The following is a 21,257-nucleotide window of genomic DNA, read 5'->3' on the forward strand; positions in this document are numbered from 1 at the left end:
ATAAGCGGGCTAATTTGCCGCCACCCCCGCTTGTTCATTGACCTGGCTGTCTTGTATCTGATTTTCAAAAGGCCAGGCAGAAAAAATCCGTTGATGCTCAGGACGGAGGCTCAAGTCTTCACTGATCTTCGCGTAGCGAAGGCGCATCTCTTCCAGTTCCTCCCGCTCAAGCATGTGCTGGCTGCCCCAGCCAATCTTCTTATCTTCGTCCGAGAGTTGTCCCTTTATTTGGAGCTTGCGGGCAAGGAATTGCTCGTTCCAAGGGCTGTAGCCGCACCAAAGAATGAGAGCTCCCGGAGGGTGCCATACGTGCGGATGACCAGAGTTATGTCGCCCGAAGGTGTAGGCTCCGTCGGGAAAGCGGTGGAAAAACCGGCTGCGCATCATCACGGTCTGAGGCCCCATGCGCTCGTCTTCGAAAAAGCCATGATGTCGCTGAGCGACTAAAGGCCGCACGGGGTCGGGTTCAGCGTAGGTATCGGGCGGGTCAACCAGCACCACTCCCCGAATGCCGAACATTCCACGTCCATCCATCTCAAGGAAAGCACGGAACATCTCGAAGTCGCGGCAACAGAAAAACTCGGTGATGTTGATCGAGAGCTTCCAGCCCTCAAACCTGCGCTCAACTTCCATGACTTCCAGATCGATAGTCTCGGCGCTGAACACATCGCTTTGCCTCGGGACGACTTCCCAACCGGGAGCCAGTTCACGGACGATTTCGGTAGACCGGTCGGTCGAATGAGAGTCGATGATGACGCCATGGTCAAACAGCGGATAATGGTGCTTCAGCCACCAGGGAAGCAGGTACTCCTCATTGAAGCATTGGGCTATGACAACGGCTGGTTCTGGCAAATTTTCGGATCCGGAAAGTATTGAAAGAAAACGTCGTTTACGGCATTTGGCCTTTGGGCAGCTACCCGTTTCATGATTTCGCCAGCAAAGTTCCAGGCGAGCATGACCACGGCCAAGGGTTCCTCGATCTTAGGCAAGAAGGCGCTTGGCAGAATGGGGATGTTGCGGCCGGGGGTCTTCAGACCAACCTTGAGCGGGTTGTCGTCGATAATTCCGTCGAGGTCGAGTCCGGCGTAGTTCAGGAAGGTGTTGGCTTTGGCGGCCGCCCCATAACCAATAACCCGGTATCCCTGTCTTCGAAAAGCAGCGATCTGAGCATGGATCACTTGGGCGGTTCGGCGCACTTTGTCCGCAAATCTTTCATAGGTTGCGGGGTCATAGAAGCCGTCAGCTTCCTCTTGGTCGATCATTTCCTGACAGGCGACTTCGCAATGACTCAATCCTTCAGCCAGCGTCCACAAATAGCTGCTTCCATGAACGGGAACGCGGGTAGCGCCGACAACACTGAAACCGGCGCGGTGGGCAAGCTCCCGGAAAGACTTTGCCGTAAAGAACGAATGATGCTCGTGGTAAATGGTGTCGAACTCGCCGTTCACGACCATCCGGCTCTGCGACGTCTGGATATAGACATTGCCGCCCGGCTTCAACGCTGCCTTACAAGCAGTCAAGAACTCGAGCGGACTTGCGACGTGCCCGAGCACGTTCATCGCTATGATCGTATCGAAGCTCGGGCCTAGGGAATTGGCAAGTTCTGGCGACCAATAGTCCACTTGCGTAGGCACACCTCGGTCTGCTGAGGCATTGGCAAGATTCTCCGCTGGATCGACACCGAGAACCGTATGCCCCCTCAAGAGGAACTGCTCCAAGAGCGAGCCGTCGTTGCTGGCGATGTCCAGCACCGACATGCCGCTTCCTTGTCGCTGTTCAACCTGCTGAACGAAGTCCTTGAAATAGTCCACGAGCGTTGCTGTCGTGCCGCTAACGTAGAGATATTCCTTGAACATCAGATCTGGATCAACGGCGACGGTGAGCTGGCTATGCCAGCAACGCTTGCAACGGTTCACACCTAAGGGGAATGTTTCGAGCGGCTTCGAGCCGTCGTGGTAGGAGTTCGCCAGCGGCTGAACGCCCAGATCGAGATACGTTTGCATGTCCGCTGAGCCGCAGGCCAGGCATTCGGTCATCGGTGTGTAGTTCACAACAGCAGACTCCTTTGGTACGCCGGAGACTTGAGCAGATCGGCAACGATGCTCTCGATACTGCCTTTGAATTCGAAGCTATATTCCGACTCGAACTTTGCTGAGCTGACGGTGAAATCGTAAGTCGGGGAATCTGGCTGTCGGATGACCGGGACATCCATGATCCAAGCCACTTTTTCGGCAATCTCTCCAATACGGGCGTTGAAGCTGGCGAGGTTGTAAAGCCCGGGCTTGCCATCATGTTTCAGCATTGCCTCAATAGCCCGACAAAGATCGCAAATATCCAGAATGGGCCGATGCGCATCCGGATTGGATACTTCGACGCATCCTTTCTCCAGCGCCGTCATCACCATCCGGTTGATCATGAGTTCGCCGCGAAGATTGGGTGAGGGGCCATTTACCGTGCCAAACCGCAGACCGTAGGCCGGGACGTCGGAGATTTCAGCCATGACATCGCTGCAGTGCTTGGTAAGGTCGTACATATTGGTCGGTCGAAAGCTTCGGTCTTCCTCACTAGCCGAAGCCGGCGACATCCCCGAGTACACGCTGGACGAGCTCGCATAGATAAGGCGTGTGTTTCCAAGCTTTTGCAGGAGTTTGAAGAAGCCGACGGTGTTGTTATCGAGTGCGCCTTCCGGATCGCTCAGGGCTGCTCCTACGCTGGAGTGCGCGGCGAGAAGGATGACAGCTTCGAAGCTTTGAAGGAAGTCTGACTCAATATCTCGATAGTCACGGCAGATATGGGGATGTGCAGACGGAGTGACTATCACTTCAAAATCTACAGAAGAAACGGAGACTCCCGAGTCCAACAAATGCTTACAAAGGGCGGACCCTATGTAACCGCACCCGCCAAGAACAAGTACGGGCGCACCACTCGGCGCCTTAATATCCGGAAGCCTCCCCGTGTCTGGATTCATCGCCTTCCCCTGTGCATCCATTATCCGGCAGCTTTGGCAAACTGGGGCATCTTTTTGCGGATTGCGAGTGAAATTTTCGCAATTGCTGCAGCCGGAAGCTCTTGCGCAGACGCCGCAGAGCTTGCACCCTGCCTCATCGTTGCTCACACTTGGAACGAAGCAGCCTTGAAGCTCACAGCCTTGAAAGGCCCGTTGGCAGCCATGCCTCGTGTAGGGGCAGCGTGGAGATGCTAGGGCTTTTCGGTTGGTTGGGCCGACCTAGGCAATTCAGAAGGCACCCGACTCACTGACTCATATGACCGCTAGAAGAACCATTAATCATTGCCTGCAGCCTCATTGTCAGTAAGGCCTATGAGCGTCTTGAGGCAAACCGGCTGCAAGTGCCTTGAGGCGGCAGCCAGCTGTAAAGACGACCATCTGACGCCGGAGTATAATTGCACCATCCAACTTAGTCCCGGAGGCGACAGTGAGTGATATTAAGACTGCTAGCTACAATCACCTGGCAGATTACTACGGCCGCATCGTTTCAACCCGGTTCGCAGTGTTCGGCTTCTATATCACGGCGCTTGTCGCTTTGATGACGCTGCTTGCCCAGCAAGAGGCTACTCCCGAATCGGCCCAAGCCCAGCCGGTTGCTGTTATCAGTCTGACGCAGCACAGCGAGAAAAAGGGAGGGGACAATGTGTTCGCACCGCATGTTTCACCGGCTCAGACCGGGCATGAGTCTCATTCTCAGTCGGCGAAAAGCTATCCCTGGCTGCCATGGGTTGCGATACTAGTTGCAAACTCTCTATTCCGCCTTTTTGAAGCCAGGAATATTCGAATCTTGAGCCAAGTGGCATATGAAGGCGTCGAACTGGAGAAACATAGCGAAGGCGTTGAACACAGCCTGTTCAAGATTCACCCTTTCATCGACATGAAAGACCCTACAGCGCTTTCATCGACAGAAGCGCTTTGCCAAACATTCCTTCCGCTCTACAGGGTATTTAAGGCCAGCAAGGGTGAGTTCCTTGATTGCATTGCCAGTCATTCCTTTGCATTGACTGCTACAATAGGTGCTGTCAACTTCGTTGCCGTCTGGAAACTCTGCGAGATTTTCAAAGGGTTCCTTTATATGTTTAATCCGTTTTGGAAATCAGCAGGAATTACGATTGTTTTTGCATTTGTATCGTTCTTAATGGCAAAGCGGATCAAGACAGGAAGCCACAATACAGAGCATGAAAATGATTCTAAGACTCTAATAAATGAAGCAATATCAATCATTTTTTTTGTAGCCTTTGTAGTATTCGCGTTGGTGGCAAACAAAACTGAAACTCAAGATGCAGAAGAGGAACAAGAGACTTAAAGCCCTAAATAACCATCAACCTTTGGGAGACATGAAGAGACTCCTCCGGCATTCCGGAAGAGCCTTGGGTCAGCCTTTAGCCCATTCGGGCAGGGGCGTCAGGGGGTCGTAAGGGGAGCGTAGCCCCGGGTGTTCGCCTGTCGCGATAGCGGCGATGAGGCGGTCGACGGTCGGGTTGTGCAAAGCGAAGGTCGGCAGCTTCTCCGGAGCGCGGCGGGAGACCGCCAGGTCCACCTTGGCGTCCCACTGGAACCGCCAGAGCATCGCCCCCGGAACGGCTCGCGGTCGAGATTCGGACCGAGATGGCGGCGGAAGCCGCCCGACATCACCACGATCCGGGGAGCGCTCCAGCGCAGCGGCACGAGAGCCGTCCTCTGGTGCGCGGGACTGTGGATGCCGACGACGAGGGTTCTGCCTGCCAGGACCAGCCGCTCGGCCTCTTTCTCCAGCTCGTCCAGCTCGGCCTTGGTGTGGCCGGGCAGGCCTGCCGCATTCGGCAGATATGCCAGCTCCGATTGCAGCAAGCGGACGTTTCCGTAGAGCCAGAGCCTTCCGTCTTCGTAGTATCCCGGCTCGGCCTCGTAAGGCAGCGAGCGCCTGGGGGGAGTCTCAGGGGACATCGGGTTTCACCTCCAAAGTGCAGAGCCCGCTTCCGGCAGGCTCATTCCCCCACGCTCGGCCCTTTGTCGCAAGGGTGCAAATTCTGCGGCGCACGAAGAAAAGCGGGTCCGCAAGGGACCCGCCGGGTTGAAGGGTTACTACAGCCGGGACAGATCGCGATCGAGCAGGCTGCCAGCTAACGTCTCCAACCGGTATCGTTCGTCAGCCGGTTGGAGCTGAGCTGTGGCGGTAATGGCGTTGATGAGGTCGAAGGCGGTAAAGGCGAGCCTATTCATCGGCAACTGGCGCTGGATCGTCTCCAAAACGCTCTCCGTCAGCGTCCAAGCCTTAGAGAGATTGTCGAGTGTCGACTTGGGCTCAGTAATCCGAAAGTTTCGCGATTGCTGCAACTTGTTCAGTTCAATACGGCCTGTATCCAAGGCTTCCCTTGCCGACAGTTGGATAATCTCGCACAGGTTCTCCGGCTGAGCGCCGATATGCTTGCGCGCATAGAGGTTCTGGTTCCGGACCAACCGCACCATGCCGTTGGTGCAGACCTGCCGGTAGAGGATCGCATTGATCGTCAGTGTCCGCATACCGACTTCGCTGTTGGCGATGTGGACTCCGGCTAAGATCGGATCGTCGTCCCCCGATCCGATCTTCGGACTAACCAATCGCAAGTGAAAACTGACGTCGGTGAGCTCAAACCAGGTCACGATCAGTCCATCCTCCATCAATGGCTCAACCGCCTCAATCAGCTTAGAGTTGTCGATGCAGGCATACTTCTCACTCAGCACTCCGCGAAGCGTAAGACCAGATGCACGTAAGAACAGCTGCCGATCTGGCTGCCCTGATTCGGCAAACCGGCGCATCCAATACTCAAACTGCAGGTCCTGCAAAGACGGAGGGCAGCGCTTGAAATAGCCGGAGGGTATGCCGAGCTTCGTACATAACTGGCCAAGCGCCCAGGTGTTTGGCTTTAAATTGACTGAACGATCGCCTTCGATGTCGAGCGAGAGCGCTCCATCCCGCATGGCGAGCGCCGTCGGCGAAACGGTTGTGTCCCAAGTGTCACTGGCGGCTTTTTCGGTACGGTTGACGATTTCTGGAAAGGTACAAGTAGCTTTCATGTGATTCTCCTGAATGGCGTGAGTTGTTGTTCGCTCACACCATTCGGGAACACAGTAAGAAGTTGATTTGCAGAGAGCAAAAACTAGGGCGTTTGATTTGCGATTGGCGAGCGGCCGCATGTAACCATGCCGAGCGCATAATGGGTTGCATGTGTTCCCGAGCATCCCATATTGCCGGGGGGAATCAGCTCGAGAGCCTCCTTGACATTGAGGACGCCTTCGAGGATGTTGAGGAGTACAACGCAACGCCTAGGACACTACTGCCAGTCGTGATTCTGAAAGACGGCAAGCGCAAGCTCGAATGCATGTCTTGGGGGATTCATCCTCAGTGGGACCCTAAGCGCCCTCTTGTCATGTGAGATCCGAGACGGCTTTAGGAAAGCCGACTATTCGGCATTCGGTGGATTAGCGCAGGTGTTTGGTGCCGGTGTCGGGCCTCTCCTCGTTTGCCAGGATGCTGGGCATACATGACCAATACCGTACACCAGGTCCTCATGAATCTGGACGTGGGCACAAGTGAGGCTGCTCTCGGTCACCTAAGCATGCTCGTGCATAGCTAGCTATTGACGGTCTCCATATTGTAGGAGCATAATGAACCTGGTGGGGAACGGAACAATAAGGGCAGCTGAACTGCTTGAGCGATTCAGAGACAACCTGCTAGGGACTGAACGGAACAACCGGCTCGTAAACTTTCGCAGCCGAACCTTGACGTCAAAACGGCCCATCGAGCGCGTAGTCGAAGTTACGGGAGAAGACCCGACTCAAGTCTTCTCAACTCTAGTAAATGAACAACGCGTGATGTCTTTCCACGGGCAACCTGACAAACAGGATCGCCTTGATTTGGAGCAGGAAGGCGAGTCCAATGAGTACTTTGATGAAGCTAGCGAAAGCCAAGTGGATCAAACGGATGAAAAGCTCAACACACCGTTACAAAGAAGTCGACTTGAGCGTCATCTGACCAAGATTCACCGTGACCAAGTCGCGATGATTGAGGAACAAGGTGTCAACGCCCTTTACTTGGCCCTGGGGATGTTGGAGTGGTACGAAGCCGATCATTCATGCGAAAGAAGACTCGCTCCCCTTGTCTTGGTTCCAGTGCTGCTTGAGCGAACCGAGCGGGGAGGATTCAAGCTGACCTGGGATGGCGCTGAGATCGGCACTAACCTGTCACTTGCTGCTCTGCTTAAGAAGGACTTTGCCATTGACCTTCCCATGGTGCCAAGCGAAGAGATTGATGTGGACAAGTACGCCGCCCAGGTGTCAGCGGCAATCCGAGATCAGAAGGATTGGAAGGTTCAGACCGACACCATCGCGCTTGCCTTCTTCAGCTTCGCGAAGTTCCTGATCTACAAAGACCTTGCCCCCTCATCTTGGCCCAAAGCACGGAGCATTCTTGAACACCCCGTACTGCAGGCGTTGTTTAAGGTCACAGAATTTGAGGAGATCGAGAATGCGCTTACGGACAACGATGACCTCGACTCACATAGGCCAATTGGTCAAACCAACGAGGTCTTCGATGCCGACTCGTCGCAGACGCTTGCTATCTTGCAGGCCCAGCAAGGCAAGTCAATGGTCATCGAAGGACCTCCAGGTACTGGGAAATCACAAACTATCGCAAACCTCATCGCAGAATTCGTGTCGCAGGGCAAGCGAGTTCTGTTTGTCTCGGAAAAGGGAGCCGCGCTTAACGTTGTTCACGACAACCTCAAGAGGGCCAAGCTGGACCAGTGCTGCATAGAAATTCACGGCACCAAGTCAAAAAAGCAAGCCTTCTATCAAGGATTGAAAGACACCGTCGAACAGGCACAGCCAAGACTTGCGGCTGCAAATGAGGCACTCAGAACGCTGTCAAACAGCCGTGATACGTTGAACCACTACGTCGAGGCACTTCACACCCCTCTTGGTGTATCGATACGAACTTCTGAGAAGTATGTAAGCGAAGGAAATCGGGAACAGGGCACAGTCGGGGTACTGCGGGGAATTTCTCCTCGTGAAGCAATCGGACGCCTTATCAGCTTAGGACCTGAACCCGATACTGACGGGCGCATGTCGTTCGAGTGGATGTATGGTTGGACGCAGGACGACTTCGATTCAAAGTTAGAGCTTGTCGCATCGCTGGAGGCGCAGGTGAGCAGGTTAGGTCGCCCAGCTCATCATGCATTCGCAGGTTCGAAGCGAACGTATATTTCACCTGACGACAAACGCGACCTCGCCCGCAAGATAGACGAGGCTGTTGCATCCTTTGGAAAGTTCCGGGCAGCGATTGACTTTCTCACCAACCGGCTCCACCTTGAACCTGCAGTAGATTTGGACGATGTTATCAATTTTGGTCATGTAGTCGACTTCATCGTGTCCGCGCCAGACACGCGAGGGGTTGACTTTGGTCAAGCCATATGGAAAACCGATCCAGAGCGCATTAAGTCGGCCGTTCAGTGCGGAGGAGAAGCGGCAACCATTGAATCTGAATACGCAGATCACGTAAAGCCCGACTCATGGAAAGCAGACACCAATGGCCTTGAAGAAGGCCTGCTGCCTCCGTCTCACACACTTGAAAATATTGGAGAACTGTCTGGCTACCTTAGCGCTGTTGATGGGCTTGACTTCGCAATGACGGAAATGAGGACCCTGGCCAAGCGTCTTGCCGAATTGATGGGCGTAGAAGTACCAAGCTCGTTCTGGAACCAAGAGTCGTTGGCTACAACAGCCAAAAGACTCGCCGCCGCGCCCGATTTGCGGGGGCTAAACGTTGAAAGCGAAAAGTGGCTCACAGAAGAGGCTACGTTGCGTAAGGCGCTGGAACTCTTAAAGTCTTGCCAAAGCGCTCATATGAAACTTCAGGGCAAGGTGTCCCCAAGCGTTTGGACCACAGACATTGAGCCGATGCTGATGACTCTTGAGAAAGAGGGCGCTTCAGTTTTAAAGCGGTGGTTTAGTCGCCGCTACCGAGATGCAGCAACCTCGTCAACAAGAGCGCTCGGCTTGCAAGGCAAAGTAACCCATGTCAACCTTGTGGCGATGCTCAGTGAGGTCCGTGTGGAGCGACAGTCACGGGCTCGCCTCACACAACTGCGACCTTCGCTTCTGGAGCTCTTTGCGGAGCGCTGGTCAATCGAAGATGCTAATGCCGACGAGCTTGCTTCGTGTATTGACTTTCTTTCGTTGCTCCACGGTGACGTTGGTAAGGACAAACTTGAAAGGGGCACCGTCCGTTGCCTGCTCCGCCAAGACTCCTTGCGTGATATTGGCAAGTTGGCTGACGGACTTCGCACCGCCATGTCTACAAGCTCGACAACAATCGGGCAATTTCGTACGGCACTTCAGGTTCACGACTCGGGGGCATTCGAGTCAGATACAGGCGACCCGAACGAAAGGCTATACCGTTTTGTAATCGACATCATTGAACCGGCCAAAGCTATAGCTGACGGACTATTTAGACCCTCAAGCTCCACGCCAACTTGGCAAGAACGACTCCGACGCATTGACGCAATTCGACGGCATCAATCAGCCACAAAAGAATACACGGAGGAAGAAAAAACCTTAGTCAAGTGCCTCGGATCGGAGACGTTGGCGACGGCCGACTGGTTTGGCCTACATCGATTGATTGACTGGACGGTGGACTTGATCAATCGCGTTGAAACAGGAGTTTTGCCAACCGGACTCCTGCAGTTTTTTGGCAAGGGCGATAGTCCAAAGGGGCTTGAAGAACAGCTTGCAGAGCTTCGACACTTACGTGACTCCTATTCAGGTCTCATTGATAGCATCTCCGACCGTGCCCAACTGGATGGGGGCGGCGAAGCGTTTCTACAACAGTCATTAGATGTACAAGAGGCTCGGCTGAAGGCGTGGCAGACGCACGTAGAGGACCTGGAAAGCTATTTTCGCTACAACTTGCTTTCCAAGCAAGTCCATGAAGCAGGCATAGAGCAAGCAACGCAGCTTGCCGAGACTTGGGAGCCTGCAGGATCGCGATTAGCTGCCGAATTTAAGCGAGCCTGGTACAACGGCTTGCTTGACGAGGCGGTGCAGTCACGTCCTGTGCTTCAAGAGTTCGATCGGAAGACACACGAGGAGATTGTTGAGTCCTTCCGGTCTTTAGATCGGGGCCTAATCGAACTCAATCAAACGAAGGTAGCGCTATCCCACTGGAAGACCGTACCCAGAGGATCAGCAGTTGGTGAGATGGGATTCCTTTTGCTTCAGATGAATCGCCAGCGCGGGCACAAGGCAATACGGATTGCAATGAAGGAAGCCCCCTCCGCAATACAAGCGATCAGGCCAGTCTTTCTAATGAGCCCAATGTCTGTGGCGATGTATCTTCCGCCGGATGGGCCTGAGTTTGATGTTGTGATCTTTGACGAGGCAAGCCAGATAAAGCCCGAAGACTCCCTTGGTAGCATCATACGGGCAAAGCAAATGATTGTCGTGGGCGACTCGAAGCAAATGCCACCAACTAGTGTATTCGAGCGAATGACAGCTTCAGACGACGGAGACCTAGAATCTGAAGAGGATCAAGAAGCTCAGGACCTTGGCGAGCAAGAGAGTATCTTGGCTCTTGCTTCGGCACGGATTCCTGAGGGTTCATCAAATCGAAGGGATTTGCGGTGGCATTATCGGAGCCGCCATCAGGACCTCATTTTAACGTCGAACCGACTTTTTTACAAAGATCGGCTTGTGATCTTTCCACACCCGCGTGAGAAAGATAGTGAAATGGGCCTTATCTTTCGGCATTTGCCTTCCACGATCTACAGTAGGGGAGGATCACGTAAGAATGAAATGGAGGCGAAGGCTATCGTAGAAGCTGTTGTCAAGCATGTCTTGGAATCCCCAAACTTGACGCTCGGAATTGTTGCTTTTAGCAAGGCTCAGCAAGAGGCAATAGAGGACCAACTTGACCTTGCCAGGAAAGCAGAACCAGCCTTACGACACTTTGACGAGCAACACGGGCTAGACAGACTCTTTGTCAAGAATCTTGAGACAGTTCAAGGAGATCAGCGAGATGTAATCTTCATCTCGGTTGGTTACGGTCGTGACGAGAATGGGTTTATGGATGGTCGGTCCTTTGCAACACTCAACAAGGCTGGTGGAGAACGTCGACTAAATGTGTTGATCACACGTGCACGAATTCGTACAGTGGTCTTCTCAAACTTCCGAGCCGCAGATATGCGAATAGAGGCCTCCCAAGGCGCAGGGGTTCATGCATTTCACACGTTCCTCGCCTTCGCTGAATCCGGGCACCTCGATGCAATGCCATCCGTTTTCAAGCCGGAACCGTCCTACTTCGAGGACTGCGTTTTCGAGCAGTTGCGAAACCGTGGTTATGACGTGACACGGCAGGTAGGGTCAGAACACTTCTATATTGACCTCGCAGTACGGAATCCAGCCGAGCCCGGGAAGTACTCAATCGGAATTGAATGCGACGGTCGTATGTACCACTCAGCAAAGTCTGCACGCGACCGAGATCGGCTTCGCCAACAAGTCCTTGAAGATCGTGGTTGGCGAATTCACAGGATCTGGAGTACCGATTGGTGGCGGCACCCAGAGCGCGAACTTGAGAGATGTGCCGAGGCGATTGAAGCATCCTTCAGGTTTGAGGGGATCATGGCTGACCCAGCCGCGACGCCTACAGAACAACAGCTTATCCATGAAACGGGGGAAGAAGACGAGGGACAATCCACCCCCCAATCTAACAAAGAGTCATCAATAGTGCCCGACTACATTCTTGCAGAATTGACTTGGCCCCGGTACCAAGAGCTTCTTGACACTCCCCCTTGGCAGCTAGCGGGCCTCGTTGGCAAGGTCGCCCAAGTTGAAGCGCCAGTGCATTTTGATGAGATAGTTCGACGAATTCGGGAGGCTGCAGGTAAAAGTCGTGCGGGCTCACAAATCAGGCCGCATATTGAGGGCGCTGTCAGGGCGGCAGAACGGCAAGGATTGATCAAATTCAAAATGCCATTCGTATACTTGCCCAATCAGACTGAGTTTGTAGTACGGAGTCGATCACAGTTTCCGCAGCAGGTCAAGAAGATTGACCTGATTGCGCCAGAAGAGATTGAACTGGCTGCCACAGAAATTCTCAGGGACTCGATTGCCGTTGAGCCGGATCAAATCGCCCGCCCTCTTGCAAACCGGCTTGGGTTTGACCGAGTAACGCCTGAGATAGCGGCGCACGTGCTCAAAGTAATTGATGCGGCCACAAAGGCTGGACGGTTTGAGAAATCTCTAAGCCGACTCAAACGCCCTGCTGAAACATGACGTAACTGAGGATCGCCACTCGGCACATCGTGGCTGGTGCCACAGGTCGAAAACCGTAATTCAGCCGTATTTCGGAGGCTTGGGATTCCTCTTCGCACAGTGTCCCGTAAAGGGTCTTTGAAAGGTCTTTTAACGCGTTTTGCAAGGGTTTCGGTATCTTCATGGGCCCCCACAGAACATGCGCCCTGTAAGCGTATCCGGGGGACAGACTTTCTGGACCGGATCGCTTAGTCTGCCGGTAGCAGCAAGCCGAATGAGAGACGCTATCTTTCCAACTGTTTCTGCAAGACCGTATCCGGCAAAGACGTTACCTTGCCTATCGTCTCATAGCACGAAAACTTGAGCCAGCCCCTACACTCAGGTGGAACAGGCGCTAAATGTCAATCGGGAGGTCTTTCAGGAATTTGGAAGGCCGAGAAACGGCCTTCTCATCAAATGCGGTCTGTGCAGAAACGGCAGCGATCCACTGCACCCGACCCCACGCGCACGCGCTAGCCGAACTCATCCCAAAGCCGCGTCACTGTGGCATGAGGAAGACTGCCGGGGTTTGGGTGTCCAGAAAGGTCTACAAAGGCAATGTGAGGCTCAGCAAACTCAATAACGTCCGAATAGTCGGTCAGAACGTCGAGCCAAGCGGATTGCGCGGTCTCAAAGTCGAACGCACTCAACTCGACAAAGCGGGCGTCGGACATAATTGACAGTGCTTGCCGCTCGGCCATGCCGGGTGAAATCCCTTTGGTTTGAGCCGAGAAATAAGCTTCCAGAACCGCTTTGTTCCGAACAACGATCAGCGGCCTCCCCAAGTTTTCTGGATCGTCAAAAGTCAGCGCTTGCCCAAAGAAGTATTCAATGTGAAAACACACGACATAGTGCATTTGCGTCTACTGTGATACACTGATTATCCACAATGACCACGAGCACTGTGTGGGCAGAGACACATTCTATATTTGGAAGCACAAGTGCACGGGGATGCAGATGAACAACCAAACCCCACCGGTCGCCGAGCACTCTGCAGACGCCGTTCGGGATACCCCCCCCCGGATTCTGGGGTGTCATCACTTGAAGCGGCCTAGTGTTACGAGTGAACGAGTCAATGAGGGCAGTCCACTTGTTTTTTTGTATTCAGTGACTTCAGGAAGACGTGCTACTTTTTTATTTAGACTGGACATGCGTTAGATGCTGAGATAACGTTGCATGGTCGAGCACACCAGCACGTCGCAACCGCATGATTCCAAATCGCGTACACTTGTACAAATGCTTGACCTGAATGTCAATCAAGCTGGAGAGTGAAAGAATGAACGGAAAGTTTCTACTTGTCGTAGCCGCATCGGTCGTATTGGTCTTGGGATGTCGCAGCGAGCGACGCTCCGTTGCCACATCATCTCCTGCCAAATTAGTGTTAGTAGGCTCGATAATGCCTCTGACAGGCGATGCTGCGTCATTAGGTAAGCCTTGTGAACAGGGCATCGAGCTGGCAATTCAACAATATAATGCCTCAAAGACGGTAAACGAGCCAGAAATCAGAATTGTTTCAGAGGACGATCAGGCAGACGCTGCGAAGGCTGTAAGCGCATTCCAGAAGCTCGCAGACGCTGATGGAGTGAAGGTGATTATTGGACCTCTTACAAGCGGCGGCACGCTTGCCGTTGCACCGCTTGCTAACCAAAAGAGTGTAATTGTTCTATCGCCAGGAGCATCCGCAGCTGAGGTCACGTCCGCAGGCGACTATGTTTTTCGTAACGAGATATCTGAGTCTACCGGCTCGAGTGAACTTGCAGCTCTCACTATTCAAAAGCTAGGTAGCTTGAAGATCGCAGTACTGTACGTAAACAATCCTTACGGAGCGAGCACAAGGTCTCCTTTCGAGGCCAAGGTAAAGGAGTTGGGAAGTACTATCGTTGCATCAGAGCCTTTCAATACAGATGCAACCAATCTTCGCTCGCAACTAGAACGAGCCCGTCAAGCAGGCGCTGACACATTGTACGTAGTCTATCAAGACGAACGTCATATCAAGGACGTACTTCGACAACGTGACGAATTGGGCCTTAGAGCTCGTGTTCTAACGACTCCAGTGTTCGCAGACGAAGGAACTATTGCGACTTTGGGTAAATTGGCAGAAGGAGTCATATTCGGCTACTACGGGTCTTACAATTTAAATACGTCAGATCTGGGGGCCCGCAACTTTATTGCAGCTTACAAAGAGCGATTTAAGACGAGCCCGTCCTACTTTGCCGCCCAAGGCTATGACGCAGCGAATCTTATCATCGCAGGACTAAGAAATGCGCACTTTCATCCTAGTTCCCTGAAAGAGTCCCTCCTCCAATTATCGACGTTCAAGGGAGTTTCTGGGGCCATGTCATTCGATGCAAACGGCGACGTCAAAAAGGAAGTATCCTTAAAAGTTGTAAAGGGAGGGAGAATCGTTGAGTTCTGAGTCTTCTCGGCTTGTGGTGGTCACGGGTGTAGGTTTCCGCGGCTCGGCATCGGACAATGTATTCAACAGCAAAGAGGCCAAGGCAAACCTTGGGGCTTGGTCTGCCCTAAAGATTGCAGGAGATGGTCTTCCTGTACTCGCCGTGGCCAGGTCTGAGGAGAAGCTAAAGCGTGTTGTAGAGTCAATACGAGAAGTTCATCCACATTCGAATATCACCGAGCGCTCTGCTGATGTACTAGACAGGACACAAGTGAGTAAATTGGTTAAGTCGATAGACTCAAATACCAGAATCGATCTTGTCCACAGCGTGGGACTTTCGAGCGGTGCATACACAATACCTGAGGATAATCCTTATTTAAATATTGGGAATACTCCTGATGACTTGCCCACACGTGAGTTCGACACAGTTGTTCGATCACTGCTTCTGATGGTGCAGGAACTGTTGCCAAGATGGGAGTTACAAGCGGAAACAAACTTAGTCGTAATCGCAAGTATGAGCGGGATCAGACCGTATCCCTTGGGTTACGCACATGCGAGCGCTAAGGCTGGACTGCATCATGCGGTTCGTGTTCTAACGCTAGAGCTACTAAAAAAGGGGGTATACGTGTCTGAGATAAACCCCGGCATGGTAGACACTGGCATGTACGACAGCATTGCTGTAAAAGAGGCAGTGACAAGAATTGCAAAAGAGTTTGGCTATGACTATTCAAAAGGTGAATTGCCACAGGCTCCTCCAGAATCAATTGCGGACCTAGCCTTAGTGTGCCTACGGTCCAGGCTTCATGTTCTCTCTGTCAACGCTGTTGCGAAGGGGCAGTTTCCACATGCCGGAGCTTAGCGGAACCAAGATTGCACTGCCAGGGCTTAACCCCGCTGACATAGCTATAGGATTCAGTGAAGTTCCGAACTCCATTGCAATAACAGCTATTTGCACTGCCAGCTGTGCGAGGTATCAGTCGCTCGAAGACTACTTGGAGGTGCAGACTGCTAAAGATCAAGTATTGAAACTCTTCACCGACACTGCGAGTTTGGATCACGCCATGGATCTTGGCTATGCGCTCGGACTAATAGCATTGCAAATGACCGAAACAAAAACTGCTGAGATTGCTTCTGTAGCTAGCGAGATCTTGTCAAAGGGATATACCGTTTCATTTCCTAAACAAAACCGCAACAAAACTTGGTTATCGATCAAGAAGTTACTCAAGGTACTCGAACAAGTTGAATTTGATGACGCCCTGCTGTGCCAGTTTTTCGACGCTGCTACTGGGGTGCCCATTCAGATAGAGATTAACAGGAGAGAGTTACAGAGCGAACGTGACTACCTGTTCCGCTTTGGAATGGCCATGGAAAGGGCGATGTTTGGCAAGTTTGAGAGTCTCGTCGGCCTTTGGCTTAACGACATGAATACGGATGGTCATCGAACTGCACTGTGCGTCTGGTGCAACAAAGGTGACTTTGAATTAGTAAGTGCAGGCATGCAAGCATTGTTCGAAAACAGTCTAGTTGGCGGTGGCCCTTTGGAAAAGACTAGAAGCGAAGTCCTAAAGTACATCAACGATCTGCGGCAGCCACGCGTATTGCTTCCCAATAAAAGACTACTATCAGAGCAACGTGACAAGTATCTATCCGACCTGCAAGATGTTGCGCAAAACAGCACCTCGATAGAACACTTATCGGCAATTTTAGAGCGACTTAGGATCCAAGGGCAAGGTGCCTCACCTGCTGATATTCAACAGCTAACTATTGAGTTTTCAGAGAGTAAAAACCAATGAGGTCTTTCCGCATTTCTTGGAGTTCTTTCCCCACTACACTACTAGGCTTCACTCCAGAAGCCCATCTGATCGTTGTCGTTGCCCTACTCTTGGGAGTCGCCGGGACGGGTGTGAGTAATAGTCTTTACTCATCTTTTGACCTAAAGCACCTTACTTCTGCTGTTGCACTTCTGGTTGGAACATCATCATATTTGCGAGTTGTAGAGAAGGCAAATCAGGTGTGGGTCGAAGCAAAGACTACGGCTTTGGCTACTTCCAAGTCAGGCGAGGAGCGCGTCTCGCCTGATGCCATTGTGAAGCATATATTGCGACAGGCTCCTGCGCAATTCATCCTCGATACTGCTCGCGCCTTTAGAACCGCCTTGATATGGGTCTCTATTGGCATTCTTATACCATTCACATCCCTACCACCAGCCTCGATAATCATAAATGGAGTTCACTCCGGTGCGATGATTGGGTTACTTGGTGTGTCATTTGGTGTCATCTACAACCCTACCAAGATTTTTCATCTTGCGCACACCTCAGTCTATGCTGGCTCAGGATACATGCTGTTGTGGTTGAAAGATGCTACCCACCTGCCAGCATTTTTTAAAATTCTTGCGGCTATAGTACTCGCTGGACTGCTGGGAGTAGCAATAAATGAGCTTTTCTTCCGAAAAGCTAGTCCGTCTGAAGGTAGACACACCGGAATCGGGCCTATCGCAGTATCCTTCGGAGTCTACATACTCTTTTCTTCAGTTCTTATTTTTGCCTTCGGTCCACAGAGCAGGGATTTGTGGCCAGTCGACGCCCAGCCGACCGTACACATCTTCGGTATACAGATTTCTTGGCTACGGTTAATTCAGATAGGGGTAGCAGTGTTCGCTTGTACCGTAGTCCACGTCTTATTGCAGTTCACACTCATTGGAAGATGTTTTAGGGCGGTCAGTGACAATGTTCGACTAGCTGTGACCGATGGCATCGATCCCGTTAGAATCCGAAGGTGCGCTTTCTTTATTGGGTCTTGCTTGGTCGGTATCGGCGGGCTTTTGCAGGCCGCAGACACGGGACTTCAGCCAATGATGGGCCTTGAGCCTGTTTTGTACGGCATTGTCGTAGGTTTAGCTGTTCAATTCAGGTCACCACTATCGGTTTTTTGTTCAGGGATTGTTTTCGGTTTGATTACGCAAGTGGCGGTCTGGCTTATGGGTGCTACTTGGGCCCCAGTCGCTTCCTTTGGCGTCGTCCTGCTTGCAATTGTCTTCCAGGCTTCAGCTGAGAGTTCAGATGGGGGCATACCTTGATTGAGTCTCTTATTGGCCAAGTAATTGTTGTTGCACTTTTAGCTGTATCAATATCCTTTACTGCGGGACTAAGTGGATATTTGTCACTCGCTTTTCCGGCTTTCTTTGGAGTCGGAGCCATTCTTTTCGGTTGGCTAAGTGCGACATTCATTGGTCCTTGGTGCGCATATATGCTTGTAACATGCTTGGGATTCATCGCTGGCCTGATCCTAACTACCCTATCAAGGCGAGTCCGTGGAGAGTATTTTGTGATAGCAACTCTTGCTCTTCTCCTCCTTGTTTCTAGTCTCTTTAAAGCAGTCGATGGAGGCGGTCGTGTGATCCTCGCGGCCTCTTATCATTTGTTTGGCCTGGATGCTATCTCTAGCAAATTGCTTGTTGCAGTATTGGCCCTATCTATTTCGTTTGCAATAGCCGAACTGTCTAAAAGATCCAGGCTGGGACTTTATCTGATAGCTATTCGAGACGACGAAGAGCTTGCTATATCGCTCGGAGTGTCAAAATTTAAAGCATTATGTCTTGCCTTTGGCTTTAGTGGTGCGGTTTCTGCTATAGCTGGCTGTGTTTATTTGGCTCATGTCAACTATGTGGACTCTTCGTTATTTGACTTCTCACTGATTATTGGCCCCATAGTAGCTGCTTTTTTGATTAATATTGATAGGATTTGGGGGGGCGCTGCCGGTGCGCTTGTCGTCGTAGGCGTTCCAGAAGCGTTTCGATTGCTCAACGTCAGTAGCTCAGATGCATCGATCATTAAGCAGGGCCTATATGGGGCAGTCCTGGTTGCTATGGGGATGTTATTAAAGAGGACGAATTGGAGGAAACACAACCGCAGATGACAGTAAAACTAGAATCAGTCACTCGCGTTATGGGAGGAAACATCGTCTTGGATACCATCGATCAAGTGTTTGTACCGGGGCACGTCACCGCTCTTATCGGCCCGAACGGAAGTGGCAAAAGTACATTGCTAAATATCATTGCGGGCACATTACCGGTCACCTACGGCCGTGTGATGTTCAACGACGAAGATGTTACACATCTGGAAGCAAGCAAGCGAGCGAAGTACGGAGTTGCTCGTACATTCCAGGGTTCCAGAGTGCTGAACTCTTCTTCTGTGTTGGAGAATGTCTTGATTGCATTCTACGCACGCTCCCAGGATTTCTCAACTGGATTCTTGAGTGGATCTCGGTGGTCCGAAGAAGAGTATGTACGAGCAATACGAGCGCTGACACAAGTTGGTCTATCTTCAGTATCTGAACAGCAAGCCGGAGAACTCTCTTTTGGGCAAAAGAGAGTTCTGAACTTTACGTGCGCGCTGGCGCTAAATCCTCGCCTACTAATTCTGGACGAGCCTTTCGCAGGACTGGACCGCACCGCTTCCACTGTTGTAGCCAGTATTATTAAGGTATTAGCTCAGGACGGGGCCACAATTATTGTTGCGGAACACGACGGCTATATTCTCAGTAATTTAGCTGACCGGTTTCTAGCTCTTGACAAAGGGCGGTGCAAAATAGACGGGTTCTGGAGCCAGATACCTATTGAATTGGAGCCCCGAAAGAGGTTTAGTTGATGTCTGACGCGATCCTGACCGTCACCAATCTCAGCGTCTCAATTGAGGGTACTCAGGTCTTGCATTCGATTACTCTAAGAGTCGAACCGGGTGAAGCTGTGGCAATCATCGGAAGAAACGGATCTGGAAAGACTACCCTTTTTCGCGCATTGGTGGGGCAACTTAGCGATATTGATGGGATGATCGATTTCGAAGGGCTTTCGCTCATAAATCTTTCTCCTCACAAAGCTAAGTCGTTGGGTCTCTACATGGTTGCGCAAGGATCGCCCTTGTATTCCTCGCTTGACGTCCTGAGCAATATTCAACTAGCTCATAGCCCCACGTCAGGATTGAATTGGCGCGAAGTTGCAGAGGCGGCTATCAGGCGCATTCCCGGTTTGGCTACCTTGATGTTTCGACCTGCAAAGTCATTATCGGGAGGTGAACGTCAGATGGTAGGCTTAGTTCGCGCGGTAGCGGCGCAACCCAAACTCTTGTTACTCGACGAGCCCTCATTGGGGCTGGCCCCCGATACAGTTGCGTCACTAGAGCAACTTATCAGTGAACTCACTGCAGAGGGCACAGCAATACTCTTGTCGGAACAAGATCTCAACCTAGTCAAATCAGTATGCAGTCGAGTCTACGTGATTGAAGGAGGCAGAATCTATGGTGAGTGCAAGACGCCTGACGACGAGGTGTGTTGGAATTCTTTCTTGGCGCAATTCGACAAGCATTAGTCACAGCATTACCCCCATATGGTTTGAGGTTGCCGTATAGCGTACTTGATGATATCGCGCAATGCGTAGGCACACAAAAAAGGGGCCCTTGCGATTGGCAAAGCCCCGAAAAGGTTACGAAAGGCCTACTTTAGAAATCCCTTCCTAAGCCCATCCGAAGGAGTTCCAAATGGAGAGGCGATGGTTCGAGAAATTCTTTAGTAGCCTGGTTAAGACTAGCTCCCAGGAGGTCTCGATCGCCAAGCCTAGCATAGCGGCTAGTAATCCGGCTAGATCTCTGAAATCGCGGATCACTTGGATGGTGTCCCCAAATCTTGCAATCATCAATCAGGTACATGCCGGACTTAATTCCCATGCTCAGAGCGATAGCGCCAAACATGACTAACTTCCACGCTCGCAGGGATTCATCGTGTGTGCTGGTGGAAGCACATACGAACATCTCCAGTCCATGGTCGCGACCCCACTTAACGTGAGCCTTCAGCCCTTCTTCCTGCGGGTCTTCTGTTGTGTACCAAACCACTGGCTTATTCGCATTCAGACTCGACTTGACCACTGCACGTCCATGGTGAGCGTCGATTGTTCCCTTGTCGTCGCTCATGCATGCATTGGTGATGACAACCTCAGCCCCTGTAAGCCTCGGTGATACCGCATTCGATGAGGTGACGCATTCTGAGATAATCTTAATCGGCAGTCCCGCCCGAGCAGTCTCCAACATTGATTGGAATGCAGCGTAGCGAATCTCGCTATGCTCAACAACAAGAATAGTAAATAGATTCTTCAATGCTCCCTCCTTGCTGGCAGCAATCCGATCTATTGCGATAGATGAGATTGCCACCGACAAGGACCCGGCCATTTGTATAAGTGCGATAGCCCAATTCTAACACAGATTTATTTCGAATTCAATGAACTAGGCAGGATAGTGTGTATTCAACGTTCTTGCCTGCCATGGCCTTCCCGAGCAACTAAGATGTTCTGCTGCACAGCAGCTCTACACACGCTAGTATGCTTTGCGTCTTTGTGTGCCTACTTTGAAGCAATTGAGACATCCTCCAACGTACATTTGCATACCTGGACTTCTGTGTCTCGTACAATCGAAGTGTAGTTTTGTTACGACTTCGATACATTCCCTCCTGTTCCGCGACTTTGGGGGAGCCCAGACCCATTCCTAGTACGCCGTGCATTATTGA

Annotated in this window: 16 protein-coding genes; 9 read left to right on the forward strand and 7 right to left on the reverse strand. The window is 51.8% G+C overall.

Features of this window, described 5'->3' with window-relative positions; all coding sequences use genetic code 11:
* Positions 1-9 precede the first annotated feature (9 nt).
* Genes KF784_00070 through KF784_00080 form a run of 3 tightly spaced genes read right to left on the reverse strand, consistent with a single transcriptional unit; the run spans position 10 to position 2,968 of the window.
* Positions 10-852: a glycosyltransferase family 2 protein gene (locus KF784_00070; protein MBX3117429.1), complete on the reverse strand. Its 843-nt coding sequence runs from the start codon at positions 850-852 to the stop codon at positions 10-12.
* Positions 828-2,051, reverse strand: coding sequence for a class I SAM-dependent methyltransferase (locus tag KF784_00075; protein ID MBX3117430.1), 1,224 nt, complete (start codon positions 2,049-2,051; stop codon positions 828-830). Before KF784_00075 ends, KF784_00070 begins: the two co-directional genes overlap by 25 nt.
* Complete coding sequence (locus KF784_00080; GenBank protein ID MBX3117431.1) at positions 2,048-2,968, reverse strand: SDR family oxidoreductase; 921 nt, start codon at positions 2,966-2,968, stop codon at positions 2,048-2,050. The genes KF784_00075 and KF784_00080 overlap by 4 nt, the downstream gene beginning before the upstream one ends.
* 466 nt (positions 2,969-3,434) lie before the next feature.
* Between KF784_00080 and KF784_00085 the strand changes: the two genes are divergently transcribed.
* A complete protein-coding gene (locus KF784_00085) occupies positions 3,435-4,313 on the forward strand; it encodes a hypothetical protein (protein MBX3117432.1) in 879 nt (292 codons plus the stop codon).
* A 98-nt stretch (positions 4,314-4,411) separates the two neighbouring features.
* Here the strand turns inward: KF784_00085 and KF784_00090 are convergent, their stop codons facing one another.
* Positions 4,412-4,933 carry a hypothetical protein gene (locus KF784_00090; protein MBX3117433.1) on the reverse strand — a complete coding sequence of 174 codons (522 nt, stop codon included), beginning with the start codon at positions 4,931-4,933 and terminating at the stop codon, positions 4,412-4,414.
* A gap of 138 nt (positions 4,934-5,071) precedes the next feature.
* Positions 5,072-6,043 carry a hypothetical protein gene (locus tag KF784_00095; protein ID MBX3117434.1) on the reverse strand — a complete coding sequence of 324 codons (972 nt, stop codon included), beginning with the start codon at positions 6,041-6,043 and terminating at the stop codon, positions 5,072-5,074.
* A 591-nt stretch (positions 6,044-6,634) separates the two neighbouring features.
* Here KF784_00095 and KF784_00100 point away from each other — a divergent pair.
* Positions 6,635-12,295: a DUF3320 domain-containing protein gene (locus KF784_00100; GenBank protein MBX3117435.1), complete on the forward strand. Its 5,661-nt coding sequence runs from the start codon at positions 6,635-6,637 to the stop codon at positions 12,293-12,295.
* Between the two features lie 491 nt (positions 12,296-12,786).
* On the opposite strand, the gene KF784_00105 is transcribed toward KF784_00100, so the two are convergent.
* Positions 12,787-13,170 carry a hypothetical protein gene (locus KF784_00105; protein ID MBX3117436.1) on the reverse strand — a complete coding sequence of 128 codons (384 nt, stop codon included), beginning with the start codon at positions 13,168-13,170 and terminating at the stop codon, positions 12,787-12,789.
* A gap of 392 nt (positions 13,171-13,562) precedes the next feature.
* Between KF784_00105 and KF784_00110 the strand changes: the two genes are divergently transcribed.
* The 7 genes from KF784_00110 (at position 13,563) to KF784_00140 (ending at position 20,070) form a co-directional block, all read left to right on the forward strand.
* Complete coding sequence (locus tag KF784_00110) at positions 13,563-14,729, forward strand: penicillin-binding protein activator (GenBank protein ID MBX3117437.1); 1,167 nt, start codon at positions 13,563-13,565, stop codon at positions 14,727-14,729.
* A complete protein-coding gene (locus KF784_00115) occupies positions 14,719-15,567 on the forward strand; it encodes an SDR family oxidoreductase (GenBank protein MBX3117438.1) in 849 nt (282 codons plus the stop codon). Before KF784_00110 ends, KF784_00115 begins: the two co-directional genes overlap by 11 nt.
* On the forward strand, positions 15,554-16,501 hold the full coding sequence (locus KF784_00120) for a hypothetical protein (protein MBX3117439.1): 948 nt from the start codon (positions 15,554-15,556) through the stop codon (positions 16,499-16,501). The genes KF784_00115 and KF784_00120 overlap by 14 nt, the downstream gene beginning before the upstream one ends.
* Positions 16,502-16,611: 110 nt before the next feature.
* The gene (locus KF784_00125; protein ID MBX3117440.1) at positions 16,612-17,784 is read left to right on the forward strand and encodes a branched-chain amino acid ABC transporter permease; all 1,173 of its coding nucleotides are present in this window, start codon (positions 16,612-16,614) and stop codon (positions 17,782-17,784) included.
* Positions 17,781-18,623: a branched-chain amino acid ABC transporter permease gene (locus KF784_00130; GenBank protein ID MBX3117441.1), complete on the forward strand. Its 843-nt coding sequence runs from the start codon at positions 17,781-17,783 to the stop codon at positions 18,621-18,623. The genes KF784_00125 and KF784_00130 overlap by 4 nt, the downstream gene beginning before the upstream one ends.
* Positions 18,624-18,652: 29 nt before the next feature.
* Entirely contained in the window at positions 18,653-19,354 is a 702-nt protein-coding gene (locus KF784_00135) for an ATP-binding cassette domain-containing protein (protein ID MBX3117442.1), read from the forward strand.
* Positions 19,354-20,070 (forward strand): ATP-binding cassette domain-containing protein, encoded by a 717-nt coding sequence (locus tag KF784_00140; protein ID MBX3117443.1) that lies wholly within the window; start codon positions 19,354-19,356, stop codon positions 20,068-20,070. Before KF784_00135 ends, KF784_00140 begins: the two co-directional genes overlap by 1 nt.
* A 130-nt stretch (positions 20,071-20,200) precedes the next feature.
* Here the strand turns inward: KF784_00140 and KF784_00145 are convergent, their stop codons facing one another.
* Positions 20,201-20,851, reverse strand: coding sequence for a hypothetical protein (locus KF784_00145; protein ID MBX3117444.1), 651 nt, complete (start codon positions 20,849-20,851; stop codon positions 20,201-20,203).
* Positions 20,852-21,257: the final 406 nt, after the last annotated feature.

This window comes from Fimbriimonadaceae bacterium (assembly GCA_019638775.1).
In the GTDB taxonomy this organism is placed as follows: domain Bacteria; phylum Armatimonadota; class Fimbriimonadia; order Fimbriimonadales; family Fimbriimonadaceae; genus JAHBTD01.

What these genes read in the sequence shown, in the direction of transcription:
- KF784_00080 (MBX3117431.1), bottom strand. Translation starts at nt 2,968, where the DNA reads ATGAATCCAGACACGGGGAGGCTTCCGGATATTAAGGCGCCGAGTGGT.
- KF784_00090 (MBX3117433.1), bottom strand. Translation starts at nt 4,933, where the DNA reads ATGTCCCCTGAGACTCCCCCCAGGCGCTCGCTGCCTTACGAGGCCGAG.
- KF784_00095 (MBX3117434.1), bottom strand. Translation starts at nt 6,043, where the DNA reads ATGAAAGCTACTTGTACCTTTCCAGAAATCGTCAACCGTACCGAAAAA.
- KF784_00100 (MBX3117435.1), top strand. Translation starts at nt 6,635, where the DNA reads ATGAACCTGGTGGGGAACGGAACAATAAGGGCAGCTGAACTGCTTGAG.
- KF784_00105 (MBX3117436.1), bottom strand. Translation starts at nt 13,170, where the DNA reads ATGCACTATGTCGTGTGTTTTCACATTGAATACTTCTTTGGGCAAGCG.
- KF784_00110 (MBX3117437.1), top strand. Translation starts at nt 13,563, where the DNA reads ATGTCAATCAAGCTGGAGAGTGAAAGAATGAACGGAAAGTTTCTACTT.
- KF784_00120 (MBX3117439.1), top strand. Translation starts at nt 15,554, where the DNA reads ATGCCGGAGCTTAGCGGAACCAAGATTGCACTGCCAGGGCTTAACCCC.
- KF784_00135 (MBX3117442.1), top strand. Translation starts at nt 18,653, where the DNA reads ATGGGAGGAAACATCGTCTTGGATACCATCGATCAAGTGTTTGTACCG.
- KF784_00140 (MBX3117443.1), top strand. Translation starts at nt 19,354, where the DNA reads ATGTCTGACGCGATCCTGACCGTCACCAATCTCAGCGTCTCAATTGAG.